Origin of the sequence: Marinicauda pacifica (assembly GCF_004793635.1) — a bacterium.
GTDB classification, from domain to species: domain Bacteria; phylum Pseudomonadota; class Alphaproteobacteria; order Caulobacterales; family Maricaulaceae; genus Marinicauda; species Marinicauda pacifica.
In genome coordinates this window covers 1,006,156-1,027,190 of record NZ_SRXV01000001.1, presented here as the reverse complement: position 1 = coordinate 1,027,190, position 21,035 = coordinate 1,006,156, and the positions used below count along the sequence as shown (strand labels likewise).

Annotated in this window: 23 protein-coding genes; 17 read left to right on the top strand and 6 right to left on the bottom strand. The window is 65.2% G+C overall.

Annotation, left to right across the window (positions count from 1 at the left end; genetic code table 11):
• The first annotated feature begins 39 nt into the window (after positions 1-39).
• Positions 40-780 (top strand): DUF4142 domain-containing protein, encoded by a 741-nt coding sequence (locus E5162_RS04940; protein ID WP_135943818.1) that lies wholly within the window; start codon positions 40-42, stop codon positions 778-780.
• A gap of 70 nt (positions 781-850) precedes the next feature.
• On the opposite strand, the gene E5162_RS04935 is transcribed toward E5162_RS04940, so the two are convergent.
• Complete coding sequence (locus tag E5162_RS04935; protein WP_158291197.1) at positions 851-1,921, bottom strand: acyltransferase family protein; 1,071 nt, start codon at positions 1,919-1,921, stop codon at positions 851-853.
• Positions 1,922-2,092: 171 nt separating this feature from the next.
• On the opposite strand from E5162_RS04935, the gene tdh reads away from it, so the two are divergent.
• The 3 genes from tdh (at position 2,093) to E5162_RS04920 (ending at position 4,479) form a co-directional block, all read left to right on the top strand.
• Positions 2,093-3,127 carry an L-threonine 3-dehydrogenase gene (gene tdh / locus E5162_RS04930; protein WP_135943816.1) on the top strand — a complete coding sequence of 345 codons (1,035 nt, stop codon included), beginning with the start codon at positions 2,093-2,095 and terminating at the stop codon, positions 3,125-3,127.
• 38 nt (positions 3,128-3,165) lie between these two features.
• Positions 3,166-3,834 carry a nitroreductase family protein gene (locus E5162_RS04925; protein WP_233342149.1) on the top strand — a complete coding sequence of 223 codons (669 nt, stop codon included), beginning with the start codon at positions 3,166-3,168 and terminating at the stop codon, positions 3,832-3,834.
• 108 nt (positions 3,835-3,942) lie between these two features.
• On the top strand, positions 3,943-4,479 hold the full coding sequence (locus E5162_RS04920; protein ID WP_135943815.1) for a hypothetical protein: 537 nt from the start codon (positions 3,943-3,945) through the stop codon (positions 4,477-4,479).
• A gap of 10 nt (positions 4,480-4,489) precedes the next feature.
• On the opposite strand, the gene E5162_RS04915 is transcribed toward E5162_RS04920, so the two are convergent.
• On the bottom strand, positions 4,490-4,675 hold the full coding sequence (locus E5162_RS04915) for a superinfection immunity protein (protein WP_135943814.1): 186 nt from the start codon (positions 4,673-4,675) through the stop codon (positions 4,490-4,492).
• 186 nt (positions 4,676-4,861) lie between these two features.
• Positions 4,862-6,517 carry a long-chain-fatty-acid--CoA ligase gene (locus E5162_RS04910; protein ID WP_135943813.1) on the bottom strand — a complete coding sequence of 552 codons (1,656 nt, stop codon included), beginning with the start codon at positions 6,515-6,517 and terminating at the stop codon, positions 4,862-4,864.
• Between the two features lie 164 nt (positions 6,518-6,681).
• On the opposite strand from E5162_RS04910, the gene E5162_RS04905 reads away from it, so the two are divergent.
• Positions 6,682-7,677 carry a threonine ammonia-lyase gene (locus E5162_RS04905; protein ID WP_135943812.1) on the top strand — a complete coding sequence of 332 codons (996 nt, stop codon included), beginning with the start codon at positions 6,682-6,684 and terminating at the stop codon, positions 7,675-7,677.
• Here E5162_RS04905 and E5162_RS04900 read toward each other — a convergent pair.
• Complete coding sequence (locus E5162_RS04900) at positions 7,674-9,815, bottom strand: lytic transglycosylase domain-containing protein (protein ID WP_135943811.1); 2,142 nt, start codon at positions 9,813-9,815, stop codon at positions 7,674-7,676. The genes E5162_RS04905 and E5162_RS04900 overlap by 4 nt on opposite strands.
• 156 nt (positions 9,816-9,971) lie before the next feature.
• Here E5162_RS04900 and dapA point away from each other — a divergent pair, with 156 nt between their 5' ends.
• Positions 9,972-10,844 (top strand): 4-hydroxy-tetrahydrodipicolinate synthase, encoded by an 873-nt coding sequence (gene dapA, locus E5162_RS04895; protein WP_135943810.1) that lies wholly within the window; start codon positions 9,972-9,974, stop codon positions 10,842-10,844.
• The gene (smpB, locus tag E5162_RS04890) at positions 10,841-11,314 is read left to right on the top strand and encodes an SsrA-binding protein SmpB (RefSeq protein WP_135943809.1); all 474 of its coding nucleotides are present in this window, start codon (positions 10,841-10,843) and stop codon (positions 11,312-11,314) included. Before dapA ends, smpB begins: the two co-directional genes overlap by 4 nt.
• A gap of 15 nt (positions 11,315-11,329) precedes the next feature.
• Here the strand turns inward: smpB and E5162_RS04885 are convergent, their stop codons facing one another.
• On the bottom strand, positions 11,330-12,013 hold the full coding sequence (locus E5162_RS04885; protein WP_135943808.1) for a uracil-DNA glycosylase: 684 nt from the start codon (positions 12,011-12,013) through the stop codon (positions 11,330-11,332).
• Complete coding sequence (locus tag E5162_RS04880; protein WP_135943807.1) at positions 11,997-12,557, bottom strand: LabA-like NYN domain-containing protein; 561 nt, start codon at positions 12,555-12,557, stop codon at positions 11,997-11,999. The genes E5162_RS04885 and E5162_RS04880 overlap by 17 nt, the downstream gene beginning before the upstream one ends.
• A gap of 31 nt (positions 12,558-12,588) precedes the next feature.
• Between E5162_RS04880 and folK the strand changes: the two genes are divergently transcribed.
• From folK to recO, 10 genes are all read left to right on the top strand, one after another.
• The gene (gene folK, locus E5162_RS04875) at positions 12,589-13,140 is read left to right on the top strand and encodes a 2-amino-4-hydroxy-6-hydroxymethyldihydropteridine diphosphokinase (protein ID WP_135943806.1); all 552 of its coding nucleotides are present in this window, start codon (positions 12,589-12,591) and stop codon (positions 13,138-13,140) included.
• 67 nt (positions 13,141-13,207) lie between these two features.
• Positions 13,208-13,591, top strand: coding sequence for a DNA-directed RNA polymerase subunit omega (gene rpoZ, locus E5162_RS04870; RefSeq protein WP_135943805.1), 384 nt, complete (start codon positions 13,208-13,210; stop codon positions 13,589-13,591).
• 3 nt (positions 13,592-13,594) lie between these two features.
• A complete protein-coding gene (locus tag E5162_RS04865) occupies positions 13,595-15,841 on the top strand; it encodes a RelA/SpoT family protein (RefSeq protein ID WP_135943804.1) in 2,247 nt (748 codons plus the stop codon).
• A gap of 2 nt (positions 15,842-15,843) precedes the next feature.
• Positions 15,844-16,431, top strand: a complete 588-nt coding sequence (pyrE, locus tag E5162_RS04860; RefSeq protein WP_135943803.1) for an orotate phosphoribosyltransferase — start codon at positions 15,844-15,846, stop codon at positions 16,429-16,431.
• Entirely contained in the window at positions 16,428-17,177 is a 750-nt protein-coding gene (locus E5162_RS04855; protein WP_135943802.1) for a pyridoxine 5'-phosphate synthase, read from the top strand. The genes pyrE and E5162_RS04855 overlap by 4 nt, the downstream gene beginning before the upstream one ends.
• Positions 17,174-17,578: a holo-ACP synthase gene (gene acpS / locus E5162_RS04850; protein WP_135943801.1), complete on the top strand. Its 405-nt coding sequence runs from the start codon at positions 17,174-17,176 to the stop codon at positions 17,576-17,578. The genes E5162_RS04855 and acpS overlap by 4 nt, the downstream gene beginning before the upstream one ends.
• Positions 17,571-18,359 carry a signal peptidase I gene (gene lepB, locus E5162_RS04845; RefSeq protein ID WP_135943800.1) on the top strand — a complete coding sequence of 263 codons (789 nt, stop codon included), beginning with the start codon at positions 17,571-17,573 and terminating at the stop codon, positions 18,357-18,359. The genes acpS and lepB overlap by 8 nt, the downstream gene beginning before the upstream one ends.
• Before the next feature lie 3 nt (positions 18,360-18,362).
• Positions 18,363-19,052 (top strand): ribonuclease III, encoded by a 690-nt coding sequence (gene rnc / locus E5162_RS04840; RefSeq protein ID WP_135943799.1) that lies wholly within the window; start codon positions 18,363-18,365, stop codon positions 19,050-19,052.
• Positions 19,036-19,986: a GTPase Era gene (gene era, locus E5162_RS04835; protein WP_135943798.1), complete on the top strand. Its 951-nt coding sequence runs from the start codon at positions 19,036-19,038 to the stop codon at positions 19,984-19,986. The genes rnc and era overlap by 17 nt, the downstream gene beginning before the upstream one ends.
• A 206-nt stretch (positions 19,987-20,192) precedes the next feature.
• Positions 20,193-20,921, top strand: a complete 729-nt coding sequence (gene recO / locus E5162_RS04830; protein ID WP_135943797.1) for a DNA repair protein RecO — start codon at positions 20,193-20,195, stop codon at positions 20,919-20,921.
• The last annotated feature ends 114 nt before the right edge of the window (positions 20,922-21,035 follow it).

Genomic DNA, 21,035 nt, shown 5'->3' with positions numbered 1-21,035 from the left:
CGCGTACATCCTGCTGGATATGTCTGAAGGAGACGCTCAATGATCCGCACGATCACGCTTTTGGCCTCGGCAAGCGCGCTTGCGCTCGCGGCCTGCAGTGACGACAGCTACGAGACCGACACCGATACCGACATGGATACGTCCGCCGAGATGAATTCGGCGATGGGTGACGAAGCCGACGGCGAGACCGATGGCGAGCTCGACGAGGGCATGCGCTACGAGAGCGGCGAGGACGCCGCCGATGACGATCTGGGTCAGAGCCCGCCGGTCAATTTCGCCCAGGATACCGCCTCCGTGCCGGCTGGCCTGACCGCCGCCGTCGTGGCAGGTCTGAGCGGCGACGTGGACGCCTATGTGCGCAATGTCGCGCTTGGCAACGAGTATGAGATCCAGGCCGGACGCATCGCCATGGAGCGCGGTAATTCCGAAGAGGTCCGCCAGCTCGGCGAGATGATCGCGACCGACCATGAGCAGCTCCAGACCGAGCTGCGCACAGCGGTCGAGGCGGCCGGTCTCGATTTTGACCTGCCGACCGAACTTGAAGGCCGCCGGCAAGGCATGATCGACAATCTGAACGCCGCGGCGGACATGGATTTCGATGCCGCCTTCCTGTCCCAGCAGGAATCTGCGCATGTCGAAGCGGTCGCGCTGCATGAAGGCTTTGAAGCCTCCGGCGATGTCGACGCGCTGACCGACTATGCTGGCTCTGCCGGGAACGTGGTCCAGGGCCATCTCGACGAGGTCACCGCGCATCTGGGCGCCGCCGTAGACGGCGACTAGGACTAGCGCACCTCTCGATCCAGAAGAGCCGCGGCGTTCTGCGCCGCGGCTTTTTTGTGGCTGTCCGGGTCTAGGAGCCGATCAGGAGGCGCGCGCGTTTGCCAAGGGCCGCGCGAAATCCGGCGCTCACGGCCAGGCAGACCCCGAGCGACGCGGCCAGCAGCCCGCCGAACACCAGCGCCACGCCGTATAACGGCACCGGCGTGCCGACCAGTCCTCGAAGCCCGGCGGCCAGCGTGTAGAGCGCGAACAGGTGCAGGAAGTAGATCGCGAACGCGTGATCGGCCAGCCGGGCCAGAAGCGGTGGGATGGTCTGCCACCGTGAGAGAATCGTGAGAAATACGCCGGCCAGCGCACCCTTCTGTAGATAGAAAAGCGTCTCGCGCACCGAGACCGGGCCGACCCGGTCATAGCCGGTCCAGATCAGGGCCAGAAGGGCGAGGCTGAGCAAGATCGCCGCCAGGGCAAGCCATCGCGCATGACCTTCGATCCAGAGTGACGCCGCGGCGTAATCGCGCCCGAGCGCCATGCCGCACGCATACGCCCCGAGGAAATAGATGACGTTGGCAACAGAGACGTCTGCGCCGGTCCGCGAGACAAGGAGCGGCGCCAGCACCAGCAGCCAGACCATCCAGCGTAGAGATTTGCGTTCCAGCAGAGCATGGACTGCCGGGGTCAGGGCGAACAGGCAGGCCAGCACCGGAATATACCAGAACGGGTCCATCGCCGTCCCCGCCAGAATATGCTGGCCGGCGGTCTGGACGAAGGCGAGGGGGCTGCCGGAGAACACGTCAAAATGCTGGGACCAGTGCCAGTGCAATGCCGTGAAGAGAGTGCTCATCACCACGTAGGGCAGGAGCACGTATTTCAGCTTGTTGGCAAAGAAGCGCTGCCAGCCGCGCGCGCTGAGGACAGCGGAGAACAACAGGCCGGAGATGAACGCGAAATAGAGCGTGGCGCTGTGAAACAAGACCTCGTTCAAGGCCGCAAGCAGGCGCAATCCGCCGCGATCCTGCGTGCCTCCGCCAAAATCGTAGATCGCGAGCGATCCGGCGTGAACGGCCACGATGTTTACGATCGCCACCCCGCGAAAGGCGTGCAGGGGCTCTATGAACCCGCCTTTCGATCCTGTCGGTGACATCGTGACCCTCATGCCGGCCCCCGTGCCGGAAGAGCAGTCAATACGCGCTACCGCCGGGGCGGGCAATCGCCCCCGCCAAGCTGCAGTCTCGGCGCGCGCCCCCTCCCGTGCCGCCCGGAAGCCGTTTATAAGCGCGCAGTCACTCTTAAGCCCTGCAAGGAAGTGCCGCCCATGAAAGCGCTGGTCAAAGCCAAAGCCGAAGAAGGTCTGTGGATGCAGGATGTCGACAAGCCCGAAATCGGGCCGGACGACGTTCTGATCCGCGTGGAAAAGACCGCCATCTGCGGCACCGACGTGCACATCTACAATTACGACGACTGGGCGAAGAAGAACGTACCGGTGCCGATGGTCGTCGGCCATGAGTTCGGCGGCATCGTTGAAACGGTCGGTGAGGACGTGACCCGGATCAAGCCGGGCATGCGCGTGTCCGGCGAGGGGCATGTGGTCGGCGAGAAGAGCCGGGCGGTACGCGCCGGGCGTTTCCATCTCGATCCCGACACCAAGGGCGTGGGCGTGAACATGCCGGGCGCCTTTGCCGAATACCTCAAGATCCCGTCCTTCAACGTGATCCCGCTGCCCGACGAGGTCTCGATGGACCAGGCGGCCTTCCTGGATCCGCTTGGCAATGCGGTGCATACCGCGACCGCCTTCGACCTGGTGGGCGAGGATGTGCTGATTACCGGCGCCGGGCCGATCGGGATCATGGCAACCGCCGTCGCGCGCCATTGCGGGGCGCGCCACATTGCGGTCACCGACATCAACCCGGACCGGCTGAATCTGTGTTCGCGCGTCGTGCCGACCGCGCGCGCCGTGGACACCACGAAGGAAGACCTGCGCGATGTCATGGCCGAATTCCGCATGACCGAAGGCTTCGACGTGGGGCTGGAAATGTCGGGCGCCGAACCGGCCTTCAAGCAGATGGTCGATCACATGGTGATGGGCGGCAAGATCGCGATGCTGGGCTTGCCCGGTCAGCCCTTCACGCTCGACATGGGCAGCCTGATCATGCGCGCCATCACCTTCAAGGGCATCTATGGACGCGAGATGTTCGAGACCTGGCACAAGATGCTGGCCATGCTCCAGTCCGGGCTCGATGTTTCCAAGCTGATCACCCATCGCCTTCCGGCGAAAGAGTTCCAGACCGGCTTCGACGCCATGCGTTCGGGCAAAGCGGGCAAGGTGATCCTCGACTGGCGCGGGGTCTAGGCGTTCCTCGCCGGGGAATTTCGTGAAAGGGATCGCAGATGAGTTTCGAAACGGCGCCGCTGGACTTTCGAACTCTGCCCGAAGCCGAGATGCGGCGGCGCGCCCACGACTTCTATGAGGAGATGCGCACGCGGCGTACCGTTCGGGACTTCTCAGACAAGCCGGTCCCGCGCGAGATCGTCGAACGCGCCATTTTGACCGCTGGCACCGCGCCGTCCGGTGCCAATCATCAGCCCTGGCATTTCACCGTCCTGGGCAGGGGTCCGCTTCGCCGGCGCCTGCGCGAGGCGGCCGAGGCGGAGGAGCGCGCCTTCTACGAGGAGAAGGCGAGCGAGGAATGGCTGGACGCGCTGGCCCCGCTTGGGACCGATGCGAACAAGCCTTTCCTGGAGACCGCGCCGTGGGTGATCGCGGTCTTTGCCCAGCGCCGCGGCGGGATCGAACCGGGCGAGCAGCGCAAGAATTACTATGTGAGCGAAAGCGTCGGCATTGCCTGCGGCCTGTTGCTGGCGAGCCTTCACCATGCCGGGCTCGCGACGCTGACCCATACGCCCAACCCGATGGGCTTCCTGTCGGAGATTTGCGGCCGGCCCGAGCACGAGAAGCCCTACATGCTCGTCGTGGCCGGCTATCCCGGCGACGGCGCGCGAGTGCCGGCTCATGCCTTGCGCAAGAAGCCGCTCGAACAGATCAGCGATTTTCGATAGGCGCGCTTTTGCTGCCGAAGATCACTTTGCGTGTGCATCGCTTTGACAGGTCACGGCAAAACGCGGTCATACTCGGCCGGTCCGTAAAATCGCGATCGGGGGGAGACAATGACCACGCACCAGGAACACACCACTGAAGGCACCGCCGCCGACACCGATGTGAATGCGGCCGAAGCGGAGAGCATCGGCGATTTCTTCAATCCGGGTGCACCTATCCCGAACGAACGCGCAGCGCGCGGACGTATCCGGCTGGCGGCCATTGCCTCACTGATCATTCCGCTGTCGGGCGGCAGCATGCTGGCTTCGGCTGTCCAGACGCTGCTGGGCGACCGGGCCGAGCAGGGCGCGGCCTTGCCCGACATTCTGCTGGCCGCGCTGCTCGCCTATGCCGTGGTGGTGGCCACGACAATGGGCATTGCGATGCTGTTCACGCAGCGCCTCACCGTCGTCCTGCTCTATGCCAGCGGCGCGATGATTTGGGTGGGAGCCCGGCTGACACTGACCTTCGAGGAGCTGTCGAGCGCCAATACGGTGATCAGCGGCCTGCTCTTCTTGGTCTTTGCCTTCGTGATCGCCCTCCTGATCGTCCACGCCGCACGCGGTGCCCTCTATCTCTATGAAAAGCGTGAGGCCGGGCAGCTCTGACCGCAGGGCTTTACGCCGTGCGCACGCGGCGTTCGCTCGCCGTGACCGACCAGATCAGCGCAACGACCCAGCCGATGAAGGTCCAGCCGAGCAACAGGTTCGTGAGAAAGATCGCGAATCCGTTGTGGTGGCCGCGCGCCAGCGCGATCACTGCCGGGAGGAAGTAGGCGAGGGCCATAACCAGAAGAATTTCCATATCGTCCAACCTTTCGTGTCTTGTTCTTGGTATCCGTCGTCTGTTTTCAGACCCTGGCGGTTGCTCCGCCTTATCGAATATCAATAAATCTAGGGCAGGTTTCCACCCGATGCAAGGGCAAGACGTACGAAAACGCCCCGGTCCTTCGAGCCGGGGCGTTGACGTGTCGATCGCCGGATATTGCGATCAGGCCTGTTCGGACTCCTGGGCATCCGGGAATTCGTAATCCTTGTAGATTTCGCGCAGGCGCGTCTTCAGGATCTTCCCGGTCGCGCCGAGCGGCATCTCGTCAATGAATTCTATGCCTTCGGGCAGCCACCATTTGGGGACGTGCTGGACCAGATAGTCGCGAATGGACTCCCGGGTCGGCTCGGTCCCCGGCTTGGGCTGGATGACCAGAAGCGGGCGTTCCTGCCATTTGGGGTGGGGCATGCCCACCGCCGCCGCCATCGCCACCTCGGGATGGCCCATCGCCGCGTTCTCGAGCTCGATCGAGCTGATCCACTCGCCACCGGACTTGATGACGTCCTTGGACCGGTCGGTAATCGTCATGTAGCCGTCCTGGTCGATCGTGCCGACATCGCCGGTCCGGAACCAGCCATCTTCGGTGAAGGCTTCCTGGCCGGCGCCGCGATAATAGCTATCGATGATCCAGGGACCGCGCACCTGCACGTGTCCCGACGCCTTGCCGTCGCGCGGCAGGATATTGCCGCCGTCGTCGACGATGCGCATCTCGACGCCATAGATCAGGCGGCCCTGTTTCAGTTTGATGGCGATCTTCTCGTCTTCGGTCAGGTCGTCATGCTTGGGCAGAAGCTTGCCGACCGTGCCCAGCGGGCTCATTTCGGTCATGCCCCAACCTTGCTGCATGTTGACGTCATACTCGTCCTGATAGGCGCGCAGCAGGGCCTCCGGCATGGCCGACCCGCCCATCAGCACGGTTTCCACGCTGTCGATGCGGGTGCCGCTCTCGCGCAGATACTGCAGGAGGCCGAGCCAAACGGTCGGCACGCCGAGCACGTGGGTGACTTCCTCGTCCGAGATCAGCTCCTGGATGCTCTTGCCGTCCATCTGGGCGCCCGGCATGACCAGCTTGGCGCCGGACATGGCAGCGGCGTAGGGCACGCCCCAGGCATTGACGTGGAACATGGGCACGACCGGCATGATCACGCCGTGAGAGCCGGCCCCGATCGTGTCGGTGGACAGGCTCATCATGGCGTGCAGCACGGTGGAGCGGTGCGAATAGAGCGCGCCCTTGGGTTCGCCCGTGGTGCCGGACGTGTAGCACAGGCCGGCGGCCGTGTTCTCGTCGAAGCTTGGCCATTCAAAGTCGGGCGAGGCGCGTTCGATCAGGGTCTCGTAGACATCGACCTTGGTCTTCATGTCCGGCTTGTGGGCCTCGTCGGTCATCGCGACCCAGTGCTTGACCGTCTTGCACGACTTGGCGATGGCTTCGACGATCGGCGCGAAGGTGACGTCGAAGAAGACGTGCTTTGCCTTGGCGTGGTCGAGCATCCAGGCGATCTGCTCCGGCGCGAGGCGCGGATTGACCGTGTGGACCACCGCGCCCATGCCGGAGACGCCGTAATAGAGTTCCAGATGGCGATGCGAGTTCCACGCAATCGTCGCCACCCGGTCGCCCGGCTTCGTCTTCAGGCTGGTCAGCGCATTGGCCAGGCGCTTGCTGCGCTCGTGGCACTGGCGCCAGCCATAGCGGTGAATCTCGCCGGTATCCGGAAGACGGCTGACAATCTCGCGCTCGCCGTGATTCTGCGCGGCATGAACGAGAATGCTCGAGATCATCAACTGACGATCCATCATCTGCCCGCGAAGCATGGGCATTCCTCCCCTAGCAATGTAAAAGCCGTCCCCCGTCTGACGAGGAGATCGGCCAGGTTGTGTGTGACTGGCGCTATCAAAAGCGTGCCGGACGTTTTTCGCAATGGCTTTGCCTGATAAAGTCTGCGCCGTTGTTGCGGCGCACCACTCAGAAGGACCGGGTGTTCATGAAGGACGGCTTGCCACTGCCCGGTTATGAGGATGTCGTCGCTGCAGCGCAGCGCCTGTCAGGTCAGGCGGTACGCACTCCGCTCGTGCACAGCCCCGCGCTGAGCGAACACCTCGGCGGTGACATATTCCTCAAGCCCGAAATCCTTCAGGTCACCGGCTCCTTCAAGTTTCGCGGTGCCTATAACGCCTTGTCGAAGCTGGACGCGGACCAGAAAGCGCGCGGCGTCGTGGCGTTTTCGTCCGGCAATCATGGCCAGGGCGTGGCCGAGGCCGCCCGGCGTCTCGGAATCCACGCGCGGATCGTGATGCCGGCCGATGCCCCGGCCGTGAAAGCGGAGGGGGTTCGCGCCCGCGGGGCCGAGGTCATCAGCTATGACCGCGAGCGCGAGGATCGCGAGGAGATCGCCGCGCGCCTGGCTTCAGAAAGCGGCGCAGCAATCATTCCTTCCTTCGACCATCCCGACATCATTGCCGGGCAGGGAACTTGCGGACTGGAGATCTTCCAGGACCTTGCGGCGGACGGGATTTCGGCCGATCAGCTGATCTGCTGTGTCGGCGGCGGGGGGCTGATCGGGGGGATCAACCTCGCGGCGGCTCATCACTCGCCGGACACACGCGTCTTCGGAGCGGAGCCGGAAGGGTTTGACGATCATGCCCGCTCGCTTGCGGCCGGGGAAAGGTTGTCGAATACCCGCAAGTCCGGCTCGATCCAGGACGCTCTCCTGTCCGGAGCGCCCGGGCGGCTGACCTTTGCGATCAATCGACGCCTCAGCGGTGTAGGCGTGGTGAGCGATGACGAGGCGCTCGATGCGGTCGCGTTCGGGCTGCGCGTCCTCAAGCTCGTGGTCGAGCCCGGCGGGGCCGCCGCGCTCGCCGCTGCGCTTTCGGGAAAGATCGACTGCCGCGGCAAGACCACGGTGATCGTGCTGACCGGCGGCAATATCGATCCGCAAACGCTTGCCGAGGCCGCGCTGCGGCCCGGCCGGCCCTAGTCGCCTTCGCCCTCGGGACGGTCGGCCCGGGCTTCCGCATCCGCGCGTTCCGCTTCGATCGCGTCCAAAGCCTGGATGAATTCCGGGGGCAGGGAGGGCAGATCGGCAACGCCGCCCGCGCCCACCATGTCCTGCTCGATCATCAGCGGGCTTGAGGAATCTGCACTCAGGCGCGCGCGGTAGACCTGAAGGTTCTCCAGCACGCGCTGAACATAGTTGCGGGTTTCCGAGTAGGGGATGTGTTCCACCCAGTCGACCGGGTCGATGGCCCCGGTGCGCGGGTCGCCGTATTCCTCCACCCAGCGGCGCACGCGGTGGCCCCCGGCATTGTAGGCGGCCAGCGCCAGGACCAGCGAGCCGTTATAGTCCTCGGTCACCTCGTTGAGGTGGGCCATGCCCAGCGTCAGATTATAATCCGGGTCGTCGGTCAGCCACTGGAAGTTATAGGGCTGCCCGATCTGGCGTGCCGTCTGGCGTGCGGTCGCCGGCATCATCTGCATCATGCCTCGGGCACCGGCCGAACTGACGGCGCGCGCGTCGAACTCGGTCTCCTGACGGATGACAGAATAGGTCAGCGCCGCTTCGGGCATGATCGGCGCCCCGTCGGGAATCTCGACCATCGGATAGGCGCGCCCGATGACGGTCATGCCCTGCTGCATGCGCCCGGACTTGGCCGCGCGCACCGCTTCGCGCAGACGGAAGAATTCCAGCGCGATGTCGGCCAGCATCGTGGTTTCCTCGGCTGTCTCCATCTCGTCGTCGAGATGGTAGATGAAGACGCGGAACAGATAATCCTCGTTCATTTCCGCCAGCAGACGCAGGGCCTGGATAAGCTCGCGGTCATTAAAGGCCTGGCGATCGCCGGCGCTGATTTCAGGGTCTGGCGGCAGGTTCAGCTCGGCCGCGTCGGGCCCCAGCGCCAGCAGGGCGAGCTGGCCGTAATAGGTCGTGGCGTGCTCGGTCGCCGCCACGAAACGCTCCTGCGCCAGTTCCAGCTGGCCTGCCGCTTCGGCTGCGCGGCCCTGCCAGTACTTGGCGCGGCCCAGAGAGACGGGGGTGGTGACGCCGGATTCAAGCCGGTTGAAATGCTCCAGCGCGTCTTCAGGCCGGTTGAGCTGGGTCAGCGCCAGCCAGCCGGCCAGGAATTCGGCGTCGGCAAAATCCACGCCCGAGCTCATCCCGTTCGCGGCTGCGAGCTGGTAGGCGGTCAGATGGTCGTTATCGCGCATCAGCTCCAGAATCTGGAGCTTGCGCTCGGTCCACATGGATTCCAGCGCGCCGGTGTTGTGGTAGCTGTCGGGAAGCTCCAGCAGCAGGGGCAGGTCGGTGTCGAGCCCGGCCTGCCGGCGCCAGCGGGCGCGCTCGTAGACCAGGCCGGGTGCGCTGGCGAGGCTGTCAGGAACGGCGTTTACAGCCGAGTCCACTCCGGCCGAGCGTGTCGCCAGACGGATGCGCGCCGTGGCAAGGCGGCGTTCTCCCTCGCTCAGGCGCGGCAGCAGGCGGCTCGCCGCCGTGCGCTGGCCGGCCCAGAGCAACATGTCGACCCGTTCGGCGTGATCGGCGGCGGAAAACAGGCCGGCATGCGCGTCCAGAACGTCATCCTGAGCCGAGAGGCGCATGGTCTTGGTACGCCAGGCGTCGACGATCTGCGCATGGCCCGCTTCGCGCTGGCCGGTTTCGAGTAGCGCTTCGCCATAGGCAACCTGGCCTTCGCCGGTCACCGGGGTGCGGTCCTCGAACCAGCGCACGATCAGGGCCGGGCTCATCCCGGACTCCTCGATCTTCCACTCCGCTTCGCGCTGGATCTGCCAGCGTCGCGGCCAGTTCTGCAGCTCGTCGAGCGCGAGATCGAGGTCGGAGAAGGGCGCGCGCGCATCGGAAACGGCGATGCGCCAGAGCAGCATCTTGCGCGCGACCGGGTTCTCGATCGTGCCGCGTACATCGCGCACGCCAGCCCATTCGTCATCGTCCGCGGCGGCCATTCCCGCGCGGAAACGGTCGAAATCGGCATCGTTGAGGATGACCGAGTAGTTCTCGACCGCAGGTTTGGGACGCGGTACCGGAGCCTGGGACCAGGCCGGAGCGGTCAGGGCGGTGGCGGCAAGCAGGCCGGCCAGGAGGGTAAGACGCGCGATCATATGAAAAAACCCAGTATTTGCGGGGCTAAGTGAGACAGCAGAGTCTCTTATACCCGGCACACTGTCTAGCGTGCGTGCACATGGTTGGCGTATGCGGGGCGGGTCATTATGTTCCGCGCCCAGTTCAAGAGTGAACCTTCAAGGGAAACTAGGGTGATGTTCCGCGGCTCATTTACTGCGTTGGTGACGCCTTTCCGCGATGGAGCCGTGGACTGGGCGGCCTATGAAGCGCTCATCGAGCGTCAGATCGAGGCAGGAACGCACGGCCTGGTGCCCGGCGGGACGACTGCCGAAACGCCGACTCTGAGCGAGGCGGAGCGCCGCGACGTGATCGAACGCACGGTGAAGATCGCAGGCGGGCGCATTCCGGTTATCGCCGGAACCGGCACGAATGCGACGGCATCCACCATCGAGTGGCAGCGCTTTGCCAAGAGCGTGGGCGTCGATGCGGGCCTCGTGGTCGCGCCCTATTACAACAAGCCGTCCCAGGCCGGTCTTCTGGCGCATTTCAACGCGGTTGCAGATGCCGTCGCGCTGCCGATCGTGATCTACAATATTCCCGGACGCTCGGTGGTCGACATCCTTCCAGAAACGATGGCCCGCATGGCAGAGCATCCCAACATCATCGGGGTGAAGGACGCCAGCGGCGACGTGGCGCGCGTCACCCGGCACCGCAATCTGATCGGTCCCGACTTCATCCAGCTGTCGGGCGAAGACGATACTGCGCTCGGCTATAATGCTCATGGTGGGCACGGCATCATCTCCGTGACGGCGAATGTGGCGCCCCGCCAGTGCGCCGAGTTCCAGACCGCCTGCCTTGAGGGTGACTGGGACCGCGCCCGCACGCTGAACGACAAGCTTCAAGCCTTGCATGAGGTGCTGTTCGCCGCGCCGAGCCCGGCACCGTCGAAATACGCGCTGTCATTGATGGGACTGTGCGCGCCTGAGGTGCGCCTGCCGCTGGTCGAATGCCCCGAACCGGTCAGACAGGGCGTTCGTCAGACGCTGGAAGAGCTGGAATTGCTATGAGCAAGCCCGCCGACAACAAGGACGGGCTGGTCGCGGTCAATCGCCGCGCGAGGTTCGACTACGAGATCGAGGACACATTCGAGGCCGGGCTGCAACTGACCGGCACCGAGGTCAAATCCTTGCGCCAGGGCAAGGCCAATATCGCCGAAGCCTATGTCAGCCCGGAAAAAGGCGGGGTCTACCTGATCAACGCCGACTTCCCGCCCTATGAAGGCGGCAACCGCTTCAATCACGAGCCGCGCCGGCCGCGGAAACTCCTTCTGCACAAGAAGGAGATCAACAAGCTGTCCGGTTCGGTCCAGCGCGAAGGACGCACCGTGGTCCCGCTCAAGCTCTATTTCAACGAGCGCGGCATCGCCAAGCTCCTGATCGGTCTCGCCAAGGGCAAGAAGGAGATCGACAAGCGCGAAACCAAGAAAGCCCGCGAATGGGGCCGTCAGAAGCAGCGCATCATGAAGACGTACGGGTAGGCGTGTTCGGCGCGGCTAACCGTCCAGATGGTCGCGCACGCTCCTGAACACGTCCTCGAACATTTGCGTCGTCAGCCGCCCGGTATTCGTGTTGTAGCGCGAGCAATGATAGCTGTTGACCAGCTTGAAGGCGCGCCCGTCCGGGCCTTCCACATCGTGCCAGGCGCCATGGGCGAACTTGGCGGCGGACGCCTTCATTCCCAGCGCACGCAGCGTGTTGGTGTGTGCGATTCCTCCGAGTGACACGATCACTTCCAGCTTGGGCAATGCGGCGATCCGGCTCGTCAGATAAGGGCGGCAGTTATTGCATTCCGATCCCACCGGCTTGTTCTCCGGCGGCACGCACCGCACCGCATTGGTGATCATCGCGTCGACCAGGCGCAGATCGTCCTGGCCATCCTTGTCGAAATGACCGCGCGAGAATCCGAACTTGTCTAGCGTGGGGTAGAGCAGGTCGCCCGCCCAGTCGCCGGTGAACGGGCGCGCGGTCCGGTTCGCGCCCGTGCGCCCGGGTGCCAGTCCGACGATGAGCAGACGCGCATTCTCTGACCCGAAGGAGGGCACCGGCGCATTGTGCCAGTCCGGCTCGCGCCGCTCGTTTTCCTCGCGATAGGCGACAAGGCGCGGGCAGAGGGGACAGTCGAGCGGCGCTTCGGGCGGGACCTTGCCTGCAGGCACGCCGCTAGTCCTCGCTGTCATTATCGTCGCGCTGACGCCGTTCGCGTCCGACGAGCTTGCCGAGGTCGGCCAGCTCGATGAAGGAATCGGCCTGCCGGCGCAGATCGTCGCTGGTCATGGGCGGGGTCGATTTCAGTGTCGAGACCACCGAGACGCGCACACCTTTGCGCTGTGCCGCCTCTACGACCTTGCGAAAATCGCCATCGCCAGAGAAGAGGAGGATGTGGTCGAGATACGGGGCGGCTTCCATGATGTCGACGGCAATCTCGACGTCCATGTCGCCCTTGATCCGGCGGCGGCCGGTATCGTCGGAATACTCCTTGGCCGCCTTGGTCACGACCTTGAAGCCGTTATAGTCCAGCCAGTCGATCAGCGGGCGGATCGGCGTGTAGTCGTCGTTCTCCAGCAGCGCGGTGTAATAGTTCGCGCGCAGGAGACGTCCGCGCTTTTTGAATTCCTCAAGCAGCTTGCGGTAATCGATGTCGAAATCGAGCGCCTTGGCGGCAGAGTACAGGTTCGCGCCGTCGATAAAGAGCCCGAGCCGTTCGTTTGGATAAAATGTCATGTCTAATGCCTCGTGAGATATCGCTTAACCAATGAATCGACACCAATGTATCTATATAGCGCTGGGTTCAAACCAAGCGCACATGGGAAAAACGCCCGCGCGCACACTTTGTTTCGCGCTTGGCGAGCTTGTCCGCCGGGGCGTGCAGATCGAGGCCGCGTCGCGTCCCTGGCGCACGCCGGCCTGGCCCGATCCGTCCGATCCGCCGTTTTCCAATGCCTGCGCCCGCGTGGCGACGGGGCTGGGGCCCGGTGCGCTGCTGGACGTGCTTCACGAGGTCGAGGATGTCTTCGGACGCGCGCGCGGGCAGCGCAACGCGCCGCGCACGCTGGACCTCGACCTGATCGACTATCGGGGCGAGGTGAGCGGGCAGGGCGGCGACGGGCTGATCCTGCCGCATCCGCGGGCTGCGGCGCGGTCTTTCGTGCTGCTTCCGCTGCGCGAGATCGCCCCGGACTGGCGCGATCCGGTCTCCGGTCTCGACATTGACAGGCTGGTGGCGCGCCTCGGCGCGAAGGACCGGGCCGGGGCGCGTCCGGACGGACCGCCCCTGGCGCCTCTCGCGGTGCAGCACGGCGCTTGATGCGGCCTCCACAAGCAGGTATCTACAAGGTTTGAATTGACATCGCCCTCAGGAGCGCACTCCCCCCATGGCTCGCGTCACCGTCGAAGATTGCATCGAGAAGATCCCGAATCGCTTCCGCCTGGTCCTTCTGTCGGCTCACCGTGCGCGCAATATTGCCGCCGGCGCCGATATTCGCGTTGACCGCGACAATGACAAGAATCCGGTCGTGGCGCTTCGCGAGATTGCCGACGAGCGTCTCGATCTCGACAGCCTCGGCGAGAGCCTGGTCAACGGGCTGCAGCGCGTCATCCCGCAGGATGATGACGAGGCCCCGTCTCACGCCCGCTCGCAGCCGGCCGAAGAGACGGCCGAGCCCAAGGCGCTCCCCGCTCCGGCCGAAATGGACGAGGCGGCGATGCTCAAGGCTCTGCAAAGCGACCGTGACGGGCCGAACGACGGCCGGATGTAGGCTATGACGGCGCTGGCCAGCCCAGCCGCGCTTGCCTCAGCCGACGCCATCCCCAGCGCCGACGATCTGATCGCGCGTGTCCTGTCCTATCACAAGGGCGCGCCGGTCGATCTTCTGCGCGAGGCCTACGAGTTTTCGCGCGACAAGCACGCGGGCCAGACCCGCTATTCCGGCGATCCGTATTACGGGCACACGGTGGCCGTGGCGATGCTGCTCGCCGATCTGCGCCTGGATGCCGCAACCATCATGTGCGGCCTGCTTCACGACACCGTGGAAGACACGGACGCGACGCTGAGCGAGGTGTCCGAGCGGTTCGGCGCCGACGTGGCCGAGCTGGTCGACGGCGTGACCAAGCTCGGGCAGATGGAGCTGACCTCCAAGCGCACCAAGCAGGCGGAGAATCTCCAGAAACTCGTCGTGGCAATCACGCGCGACGTTCGCGTGTTGCTGGTCAAGCTGTGCGACCGGCTGCACAACATGCGCACGCTCCACCACATTCCCCGGCCGGACAAGCGCGAGCGGATCGCGCGCGAGACGCTGGACATCTACGCGCCGCTCGCCCGCCGGGTCGGGGTCAACCGGGTCTGTGTCGAACTGGAAGACCTGGCCTTCCGCAATATCAACGCGAACGCCTATGAATCCATCGTGCGCCGGCTCAACGAGCTGCGCGCGACGCGGTCCGAAGCTGTGGCGTCGGTCTCCATGGCGCTCTCAGAGCGCCTTCAGGAATCCGGCATAGACGGGCGCGTCTTCGGCCGCGAGAAGCGGCCCTATTCGATCTGGCGCAAGCTGGAACGCAAGCATGTCAGCTTTGACGAGATCGCGGACATCTACGCCTTCCGCATCATCGTGTCCGAGCCGGACGATTGCTACCGCGCCCTGGGCGTGGTCCATCAGAGCTATCGCTGCGTGCACGACCGCTTCCGCGACTACATCTCCACGCCGAAGCCGAACAATTACCGCTCCCTGCACACCACGATCATCGGCCCACGCAATACGCGCGTGGAACTCCAGATCCGCACCGAGGAGATGGAGGCGATCGCCGAGACCGGGGTTGCCGCGCACTGGCGCTACAAGTCTGGGCGTTATGCCTACGATCCCAAATCGGCTGAGGCGGCCGGTGGCGATCCGCTCGCGCGCCTGCGCCCCTTTGTAGAAATCCTGGAGCAGGGCGGGGATCCGGACGAATTCCTCGAGCATGCCAAGCTCGAAATGTTCGTGGACCAGGTCTACTCCTTCACCCCGAAGGGCGATCTGATCGCGCTGCCCTCGGGGGCGACGCCGCTGGACTTCGCGTTCGCGGTCCACACCGAGCTCGGCTACACGGCGGTCGCCGCCAAGATCAACGGGCGCAAGCGTCCGCTGCGCACGCGCCTGACCAATGGCGACGTGGTCGAGATCGTCAAGGGCGGGGTGCGCCAGCCGCCTGCCGGCTGGGAAGACCTGGTCATCACAGGCCGCGCGCGTGCGGCAATCCGCAAGCTCATCCGCTCCTCCGAGGAAGAAGAGTTCAGCCGGATCGGCCGCGTCATCGCGGAGCACGCCTTCATGCGCGAAGGCAAGGAATTCAGCGAGAAGAAGCTGGAGGACGCGATCAAGCGGCTCGAGCGCGACAATGCCGAGGCGCTCTATATCGATCTTGGCCGCGGACGCCTGACATCTGGCGATCTGCTCGAGGCGGTCTATCCCGGCCACCGCGATCTGCGCCGGGCCCAGCCAGGCGACCGCGAGGTGATCGAGGACGAGAAGGCCGCGCTCTACATTTCCGGGCGTGGGCTGACGCCGGGCGTCTCGGTCCACTTTGCCGGGTGTTGCTCGCCGATCCCGGGCGACCGCATCGTTGGGGTCGTGCTGCCGGGCAAGGGCCTGGAAGTGCATGTCATCGACTGCGAAGTGCTTGCCAGCCACGAGGAAGATGACGAGGCGGCCGGTTCCGGCTGGGTCGATCTGCGCTGGACGCCCGAGGCCAGTTCCGAAGCGGTCTCGATCGGCCGGCTCACTGCCACCGTCAGCAACGAACCGGGCGCGCTGGCCGAAATCGCCGGCGCCGTCGGGGAGGCGCGTGGCAATATCGTCAATATCCGCACCTGGTCGCGCTCGCGCGACTTCTTCGACATGGTCTTCGACGTCGAGGTGTTTGATGCGCGCCACCTGTCGAATATCCTGGCCGCACTGAAGACGTGCGAACGCGTGATCACGGTCGAGCGCGCACGCTCGCCCCAGACCGGTAACGAAGAACCGCAGGAGTAAGCATGACCAGCGACGAGGTCCTGGACGAATTCCGTGAAGCGGGCGCTTTGCTGGAAGGTCACTTCATTCTGTCTTCGGGCCTGCGCAGCCCCATCTTCCTGCAGAAAGCGCTCGTCTTCCGCGACGCCGCGCGCACCGAGCGTCTGTGCAAGGCACTTGCCGCGAAGATCGGCGCGGAGGTGACCGAGGAGCTGACGGCCATCGTCTCACCGGCGATGGGCGGCATCATTCCCGGCTACGAGACCTCTCGCCACCTCAAACTGCCCTTCCTGTTCGTGGAGCGCGAAGAGGGCGAGTTCCGCCTGCGCCGCGGCTTCGAACTCAACCGGGGCGACCGGGTTCTGATCATCGAGGACATCGTGACAACCGGCCTCTCCTCGCGCGAATGCATCGCCGCGGTAGAGAAGACCGGCGCGAAGGTTGTTGCCGAGGGCTGTCTGGTCGACCGGTCGGGGGGACGCGCCGATGTCGGCGTTCCGTTGACGGCGCTGGCCAGCGTGACCTTCCCGGCCTACCCGGCTGACGATCTGCCGCCCGAACTCGAACGCATCCCGGCCGTGAAGCCGGGCAGCCGGGGCTTGCAGGCATGACGCTGCGGCTCGGCGTCAATATCGACCATGTGGCCACGATCCGGAATGCGCGCGGCGGCGCGCATCCCGACCCGGTGCGCGCGGCCCTGCAGGCGCAGAAAGCGGGCGCGGACGGTATCACGGCGCATCTGCGCGAGGACCGGCGCCATATCGGCGACCAGGACATCGAACGCCTGATCGAAGCGATCGAGGTGCCGCTCAATTTCGAGATGGCTGCCACGCAGGAAATGCTTGCGATCGCGCTCAGGCACCGCCCGCATGCCGCCTGCATCGTGCCGGAAAAACGCGAGGAACGGACCACGGAGGGCGGGCTCGATGTCGCAGCCCATCACGGCCAGCTACGCCCCTTCATCGAACAGCTGACCGAGGCCGGCTGCCGGGTCTCGCTGTTCATCGAGCCGGATCCGGTCCAGATCGCGGTGGCTCACGCGCTCGGCGCCGCGGTGGTCGAGCTGCATACAGGCAAATATGTCGAGCTGTGCTTTGCCGGGCGCACGCAAGACGCGGAACGGGAGCTGGACCGTCTACGCCAGGCGGCTGCGGACGGGCATAAGCGCGGACTGGAGATCCATGCCGGGCACGGCCTGACCTTCGATACTGTCAAACCGGTTGCGGCCATCCCGCAAATCGTGGAGCTGAATATCGGCCATTTCCTGATTGGAGAGGCGATATTCTCCGGGCTGGATACCGCCATCCGGCGCATGCGCGCCCTGATGGACGAAGCGCGTAGCGAGGCCGCAGCGTGATCGTCGGCATCGGCACCGATATTATCGACATCAGGCGGATCGAGCGCTCCATCGACCGGTTTGGCGACCGCTTCATCAACCGGGTCTTTTCCCAGGTCGAACGCGCCAAGGCCGAAAGCCGCATGCGCTTCGCCGACACGCTGGCCAAGCGCTTCGCCGCGAAGGAGGCCTGCGCGAAGGCGCTCGGCACCGGAATCTACCGCGGTGTGATCTGGCGCGACCTTTCGGTGGTCAACGAGCGCGGCGGCAAGCCGACCATGCAGCTCTCCGGAGCCGCGCTCGACCGGCTCAATGCGCTGATCCCGGACGGTCACGTGCCTAATGTCCAGCTGACCCTGACCGACGATCACCCCTGGGCCCAGGCCTTCGTGACGATCGAGGCGGTACCCGCGCGTGGCTAGGCGCTCCACCTACGCGGCCAACAGTGTCGCGCCCGCGGTCGCGACCGTCCCGGCGGCCGCGCCAGTGCAGGGCCGGGCGGCGCTGCGCATCATGCGGGCCTTCGCGATTGCCTTCCTGATCGCGATGGCGGTGCGCACCTTCGCCTACCAGCCCTTTTACATCCCGACAGGGTCGATGACGCCCAATCTTCTGGCGGGCGATTACGTCATCGTATCCAAGTTCGCCTACGGCTATTCGCGCGCCTCGCTCCCGCTTGCCGGACCGCTTCGGGGCGAACGGGTGTTCGAGCGCCAGCCGGAGCATGGCGACGTCCTGGTCTTTCGCGCGCCGCACGAGCCGCGCCAGGCGTATGTGAAACGTGTCATCGGCCTGCCGGGTGACCAGATTGCGATGCATGGCGGCGCGGTTTATCTCAACGGCAGCGCGCTCGGCCAGGTCGCGCTCGGCGCGGACGCCCTGACGGGTCTTGAATCGCTGCGTGAGGAAATGGCCGACGGGCAGGGCTATACGGTTCTGGATCGCGGCGCGAGCGAGCTCGATCATGTGGCCGCGTTCGAGGTGCCTGCGGGCCATTACTTCGTGCTGGGCGACAATCGCGACGAATCCCGCGACAGCCGGGTGCCGCGGCCCTTCGGTCCCGGCCTGGTCCCTGCCGCGCACATCGTGGGACGGGCCGATTACGTTCTGCTATCGGTGCGGCCGGACTTCAATCTGATCAAGCCGTGGACCTGGACGCGGATACGCCAGGCCCGCACGGCCACGCGCGTGGGAGCACATTAGACGTTGAGTGACCGGGTCAAGCAGTTTCAGGATCATATCGGCTACCATTTCCGTGACGACGCGCTTCTCGAACGCGCGCTGACCCATGCCAGCTATGGTGATGGCCGGCGGCGCGCCACGTCCAACGAGCGCCTCGAATTCCTCGGCGACCGTGTGCTGGGCCTGATGGCGGCCGAACGCCTGTTTGGCGCCTTCGAGGGGCTGGACGAGGGCGGTCTGGCCCATCGCCTCAACGCCATCGTCAACAAGGAGGCGTGCGCGCGCGCCGCCCGGCGCGCCGGGCTCGGGGATGCCTTGCAGATGAGCCCGGCCGAGGAGCGGCTCGGCGGCCGCGAAAAGACCTCGATCCTGGGCGATGCTTGCGAGGCGATCATCGGCGCGCTCTACCTCGATGGCGGCCTGGAGGCCTCCGGCACCTTCTTCGAGACCTACTGGGCCGAAGACCTGACCGAGATGATCCACAGACCCAAGGATCCCAAGAGCCGCCTGCAGGAATGGGCAGCGGCAAACGACAAGTCCGCGCCGGTTTACAAGACGGTCTCGCGCTCGGGTCCCGACCACCGCCCCGTCTTCACCGTGGAAGTCAGCGTGGGCGGCGCCGGAGCTGCGCAGGCCGAAGGCGCCTCGAAACAAGATGCTCAGCGCGCCGCAGCGCGCGCACTCCTCAGAAAAGAGAATGCAGATGACCGATAACCCGACCCGCGCCGGCTTTGCCGCCATCATCGGGGCTCCCAATGCCGGCAAGTCGACCCTGGTCAACCAGCTGGTCGGGCGAAAGGTGTCCATCGTCACCCACAAGGTGCAGACCACGCGCTTTCAGGTGCGCGGCGTCGCCATCGTGGCGCGCACCCAGATCGTGCTGGTCGACACGCCGGGCGTGTTCGCGCCGCGCCGCCGGCTCGATAGGGCCATGGTGGCGGCCGCCTGGGCCGGCGCGGACGACGCGGACGTCATCGTCCATGTCGTCGACGCCCCCGCCCAGTCGCTGGTCTTCGCCGGCAAGGCCAAGGGCCAGGATGCGCGCTCCGGCCAGGATGTCGACCGTGTGATCGAAGGCCTGCGCAATGCGGACCGCAAGGCTGTCCTGGCGCTGAACAAGATTGACGGCATGAAGCGTGAAGAGCTATTCGTGATCACTCAAACGCTATTTGAATCAGGTGTCTATGACGAGGTCTTCATGATCTCCGCACTCAAGGGTGACGGCACGCAGGCGCTCGGCGAGCATCTGGCCAAATCCATGCCGGAAGGGCCGTGGCTCTATCCCGAGGACCAGATCGCGGACCTGCCAGAACGCCTGCTCGCCGCCGAGGTGACGCGCGAGAAGCTCTTCCTGCGCGTCCATGACGAGCTGCCCTATAATGCGATGGTGGAGACAGAGACGTGGGAAGAGCATCGCGACGGCTCGGTCAAGATCGATCAGGCCATCATCCTGGATGCCGAACGCCACAAACCCATCGTGGTCGGAAAGGGCGGGGCGGTCATCAAGGAGATCGGCCAGAAGGCGCGTGAGGAGCTGCAGGACCAGCTTGGCCGCAAGGTCCATCTCTTCCTGCGTGTTATCGTCAAACCGGGCTGGCAGGAACAGCGCGGCCGCTACACCTCCATCGGCCTGGATTTCGAGGCTTAGGAGTTCTTGGCTGGCGCCTGCCCTCCGATGCTTCGAGGCTCGCTTTGCTCGCGCCTCAGCATGAGGGAAGTGGGCGGAGGTGAGGTTTGTTGAAACACAGCAAGCTGATGTCGTCCCGTCCCTCATCCTGAGGTGGCCGCGTAGCGGCCCTCGAAGGATCGGATGACGAGCACCACCCATCGCCCGCATCATGGTAGACACCGCTCATGGAATGGACCGAATCCGGACGCATAATTTCCGTGCGCGGGCATGGGGAAACCTCCGCAATCGTGGAGATCCTGACCCGCGATCATGGCCGGCATGCCGGGCTGGTGCGCGGCGGGCGCTCGCGCTCCATGCGCCCCGTGCTGCAGCCGGGTAACCGCGTGCAGGCCCACTGGCGTGCGCGCCTCGACGAGCATCTGGGCAATTTCCAGATCGAGGCGGAAGACCTCTCGGCCGGTGCCCTGATGGAAGACCCGCTTGCCCTGTCTGGTCTCAATGCCGCCTGCGCGGTCGCGGTTGCCGGTCTGCCCGAACGCGAGGCGCACCCGGCCGTGGCCGACGGGTTTGAGGTGCTTGTATCCTCGCTCGACGAATCCGGTGTGTGGCCGGCGATCTACGTGCAGTGGGAGGCGGGCCTGCTGGCCGATCTCGGCTACGGGCTTGATCTTCGCAAATGCGCCGCGACCGGTCACACTGACGATCTCGTCTACGTCAGTCCGCGTACGGGGCGCGCCGTGAGTTCCGGCGCCGGCGAACCCTACAAGGACAAGCTGCTGGCCCTTCCAGGCTTCATGACCGGGCAGGGTGCGCTTCGCTCCGGTGACGTCCAGGCGGGCCTGATCCTGACCGGCTATTTCCTCGAACGCCGCGTCCTCTGGCCCTCCGACCGGGTCCTGCCCGAGGCCCGCCTGCGCATGATCGACCGTCTGGCGGCGGCGGGGATGGTGTGAGGGTGGTTTCCCGGTTTTCACCGGGAAGCGGAATTTCGGTTCTCCCCGTGCCGCCAGTCACCTGCATACTGCGCGCGCTCTTTCTCAACGCTGCACGTCACCTGTCCCCATGAG

What these genes read in the sequence shown, in the direction of transcription:
- E5162_RS04940 (WP_135943818.1), top strand. Translation starts at nt 40, where the DNA reads ATGATCCGCACGATCACGCTTTTGGCCTCGGCAAGCGCGCTTGCGCTC.
- E5162_RS04935 (WP_158291197.1), bottom strand. Translation starts at nt 1,921, where the DNA reads ATGTCACCGACAGGATCGAAAGGCGGGTTCATAGAGCCCCTGCACGCC.
- tdh (WP_135943816.1), top strand. Translation starts at nt 2,093, where the DNA reads ATGAAAGCGCTGGTCAAAGCCAAAGCCGAAGAAGGTCTGTGGATGCAG.
- E5162_RS04925 (WP_233342149.1), top strand. Translation starts at nt 3,166, where the DNA reads ATGAGTTTCGAAACGGCGCCGCTGGACTTTCGAACTCTGCCCGAAGCC.
- E5162_RS04920 (WP_135943815.1), top strand. Translation starts at nt 3,943, where the DNA reads ATGACCACGCACCAGGAACACACCACTGAAGGCACCGCCGCCGACACC.
- E5162_RS04915 (WP_135943814.1), bottom strand. Translation starts at nt 4,675, where the DNA reads ATGGAAATTCTTCTGGTTATGGCCCTCGCCTACTTCCTCCCGGCAGTG.
- E5162_RS04910 (WP_135943813.1), bottom strand. Translation starts at nt 6,517, where the DNA reads ATGCCCATGCTTCGCGGGCAGATGATGGATCGTCAGTTGATGATCTCG.
- E5162_RS04905 (WP_135943812.1), top strand. Translation starts at nt 6,682, where the DNA reads ATGAAGGACGGCTTGCCACTGCCCGGTTATGAGGATGTCGTCGCTGCA.
- E5162_RS04900 (WP_135943811.1), bottom strand. Translation starts at nt 9,815, where the DNA reads ATGATCGCGCGTCTTACCCTCCTGGCCGGCCTGCTTGCCGCCACCGCC.
- dapA (WP_135943810.1), top strand. Translation starts at nt 9,972, where the DNA reads ATGTTCCGCGGCTCATTTACTGCGTTGGTGACGCCTTTCCGCGATGGA.
- smpB (WP_135943809.1), top strand. Translation starts at nt 10,841, where the DNA reads ATGAGCAAGCCCGCCGACAACAAGGACGGGCTGGTCGCGGTCAATCGC.
- E5162_RS04885 (WP_135943808.1), bottom strand. Translation starts at nt 12,013, where the DNA reads ATGACAGCGAGGACTAGCGGCGTGCCTGCAGGCAAGGTCCCGCCCGAA.
- E5162_RS04880 (WP_135943807.1), bottom strand. Translation starts at nt 12,557, where the DNA reads ATGACATTTTATCCAAACGAACGGCTCGGGCTCTTTATCGACGGCGCG.
- folK (WP_135943806.1), top strand. Translation starts at nt 12,589, where the DNA reads ATGAATCGACACCAATGTATCTATATAGCGCTGGGTTCAAACCAAGCG.
- rpoZ (WP_135943805.1), top strand. Translation starts at nt 13,208, where the DNA reads ATGGCTCGCGTCACCGTCGAAGATTGCATCGAGAAGATCCCGAATCGC.
- E5162_RS04865 (WP_135943804.1), top strand. Translation starts at nt 13,595, where the DNA reads ATGACGGCGCTGGCCAGCCCAGCCGCGCTTGCCTCAGCCGACGCCATC.
- pyrE (WP_135943803.1), top strand. Translation starts at nt 15,844, where the DNA reads ATGACCAGCGACGAGGTCCTGGACGAATTCCGTGAAGCGGGCGCTTTG.
- E5162_RS04855 (WP_135943802.1), top strand. Translation starts at nt 16,428, where the DNA reads ATGACGCTGCGGCTCGGCGTCAATATCGACCATGTGGCCACGATCCGG.
- era (WP_135943798.1), top strand. Translation starts at nt 19,036, where the DNA reads ATGCAGATGACCGATAACCCGACCCGCGCCGGCTTTGCCGCCATCATC.
- recO (WP_135943797.1), top strand. Translation starts at nt 20,193, where the DNA reads ATGGAATGGACCGAATCCGGACGCATAATTTCCGTGCGCGGGCATGGG.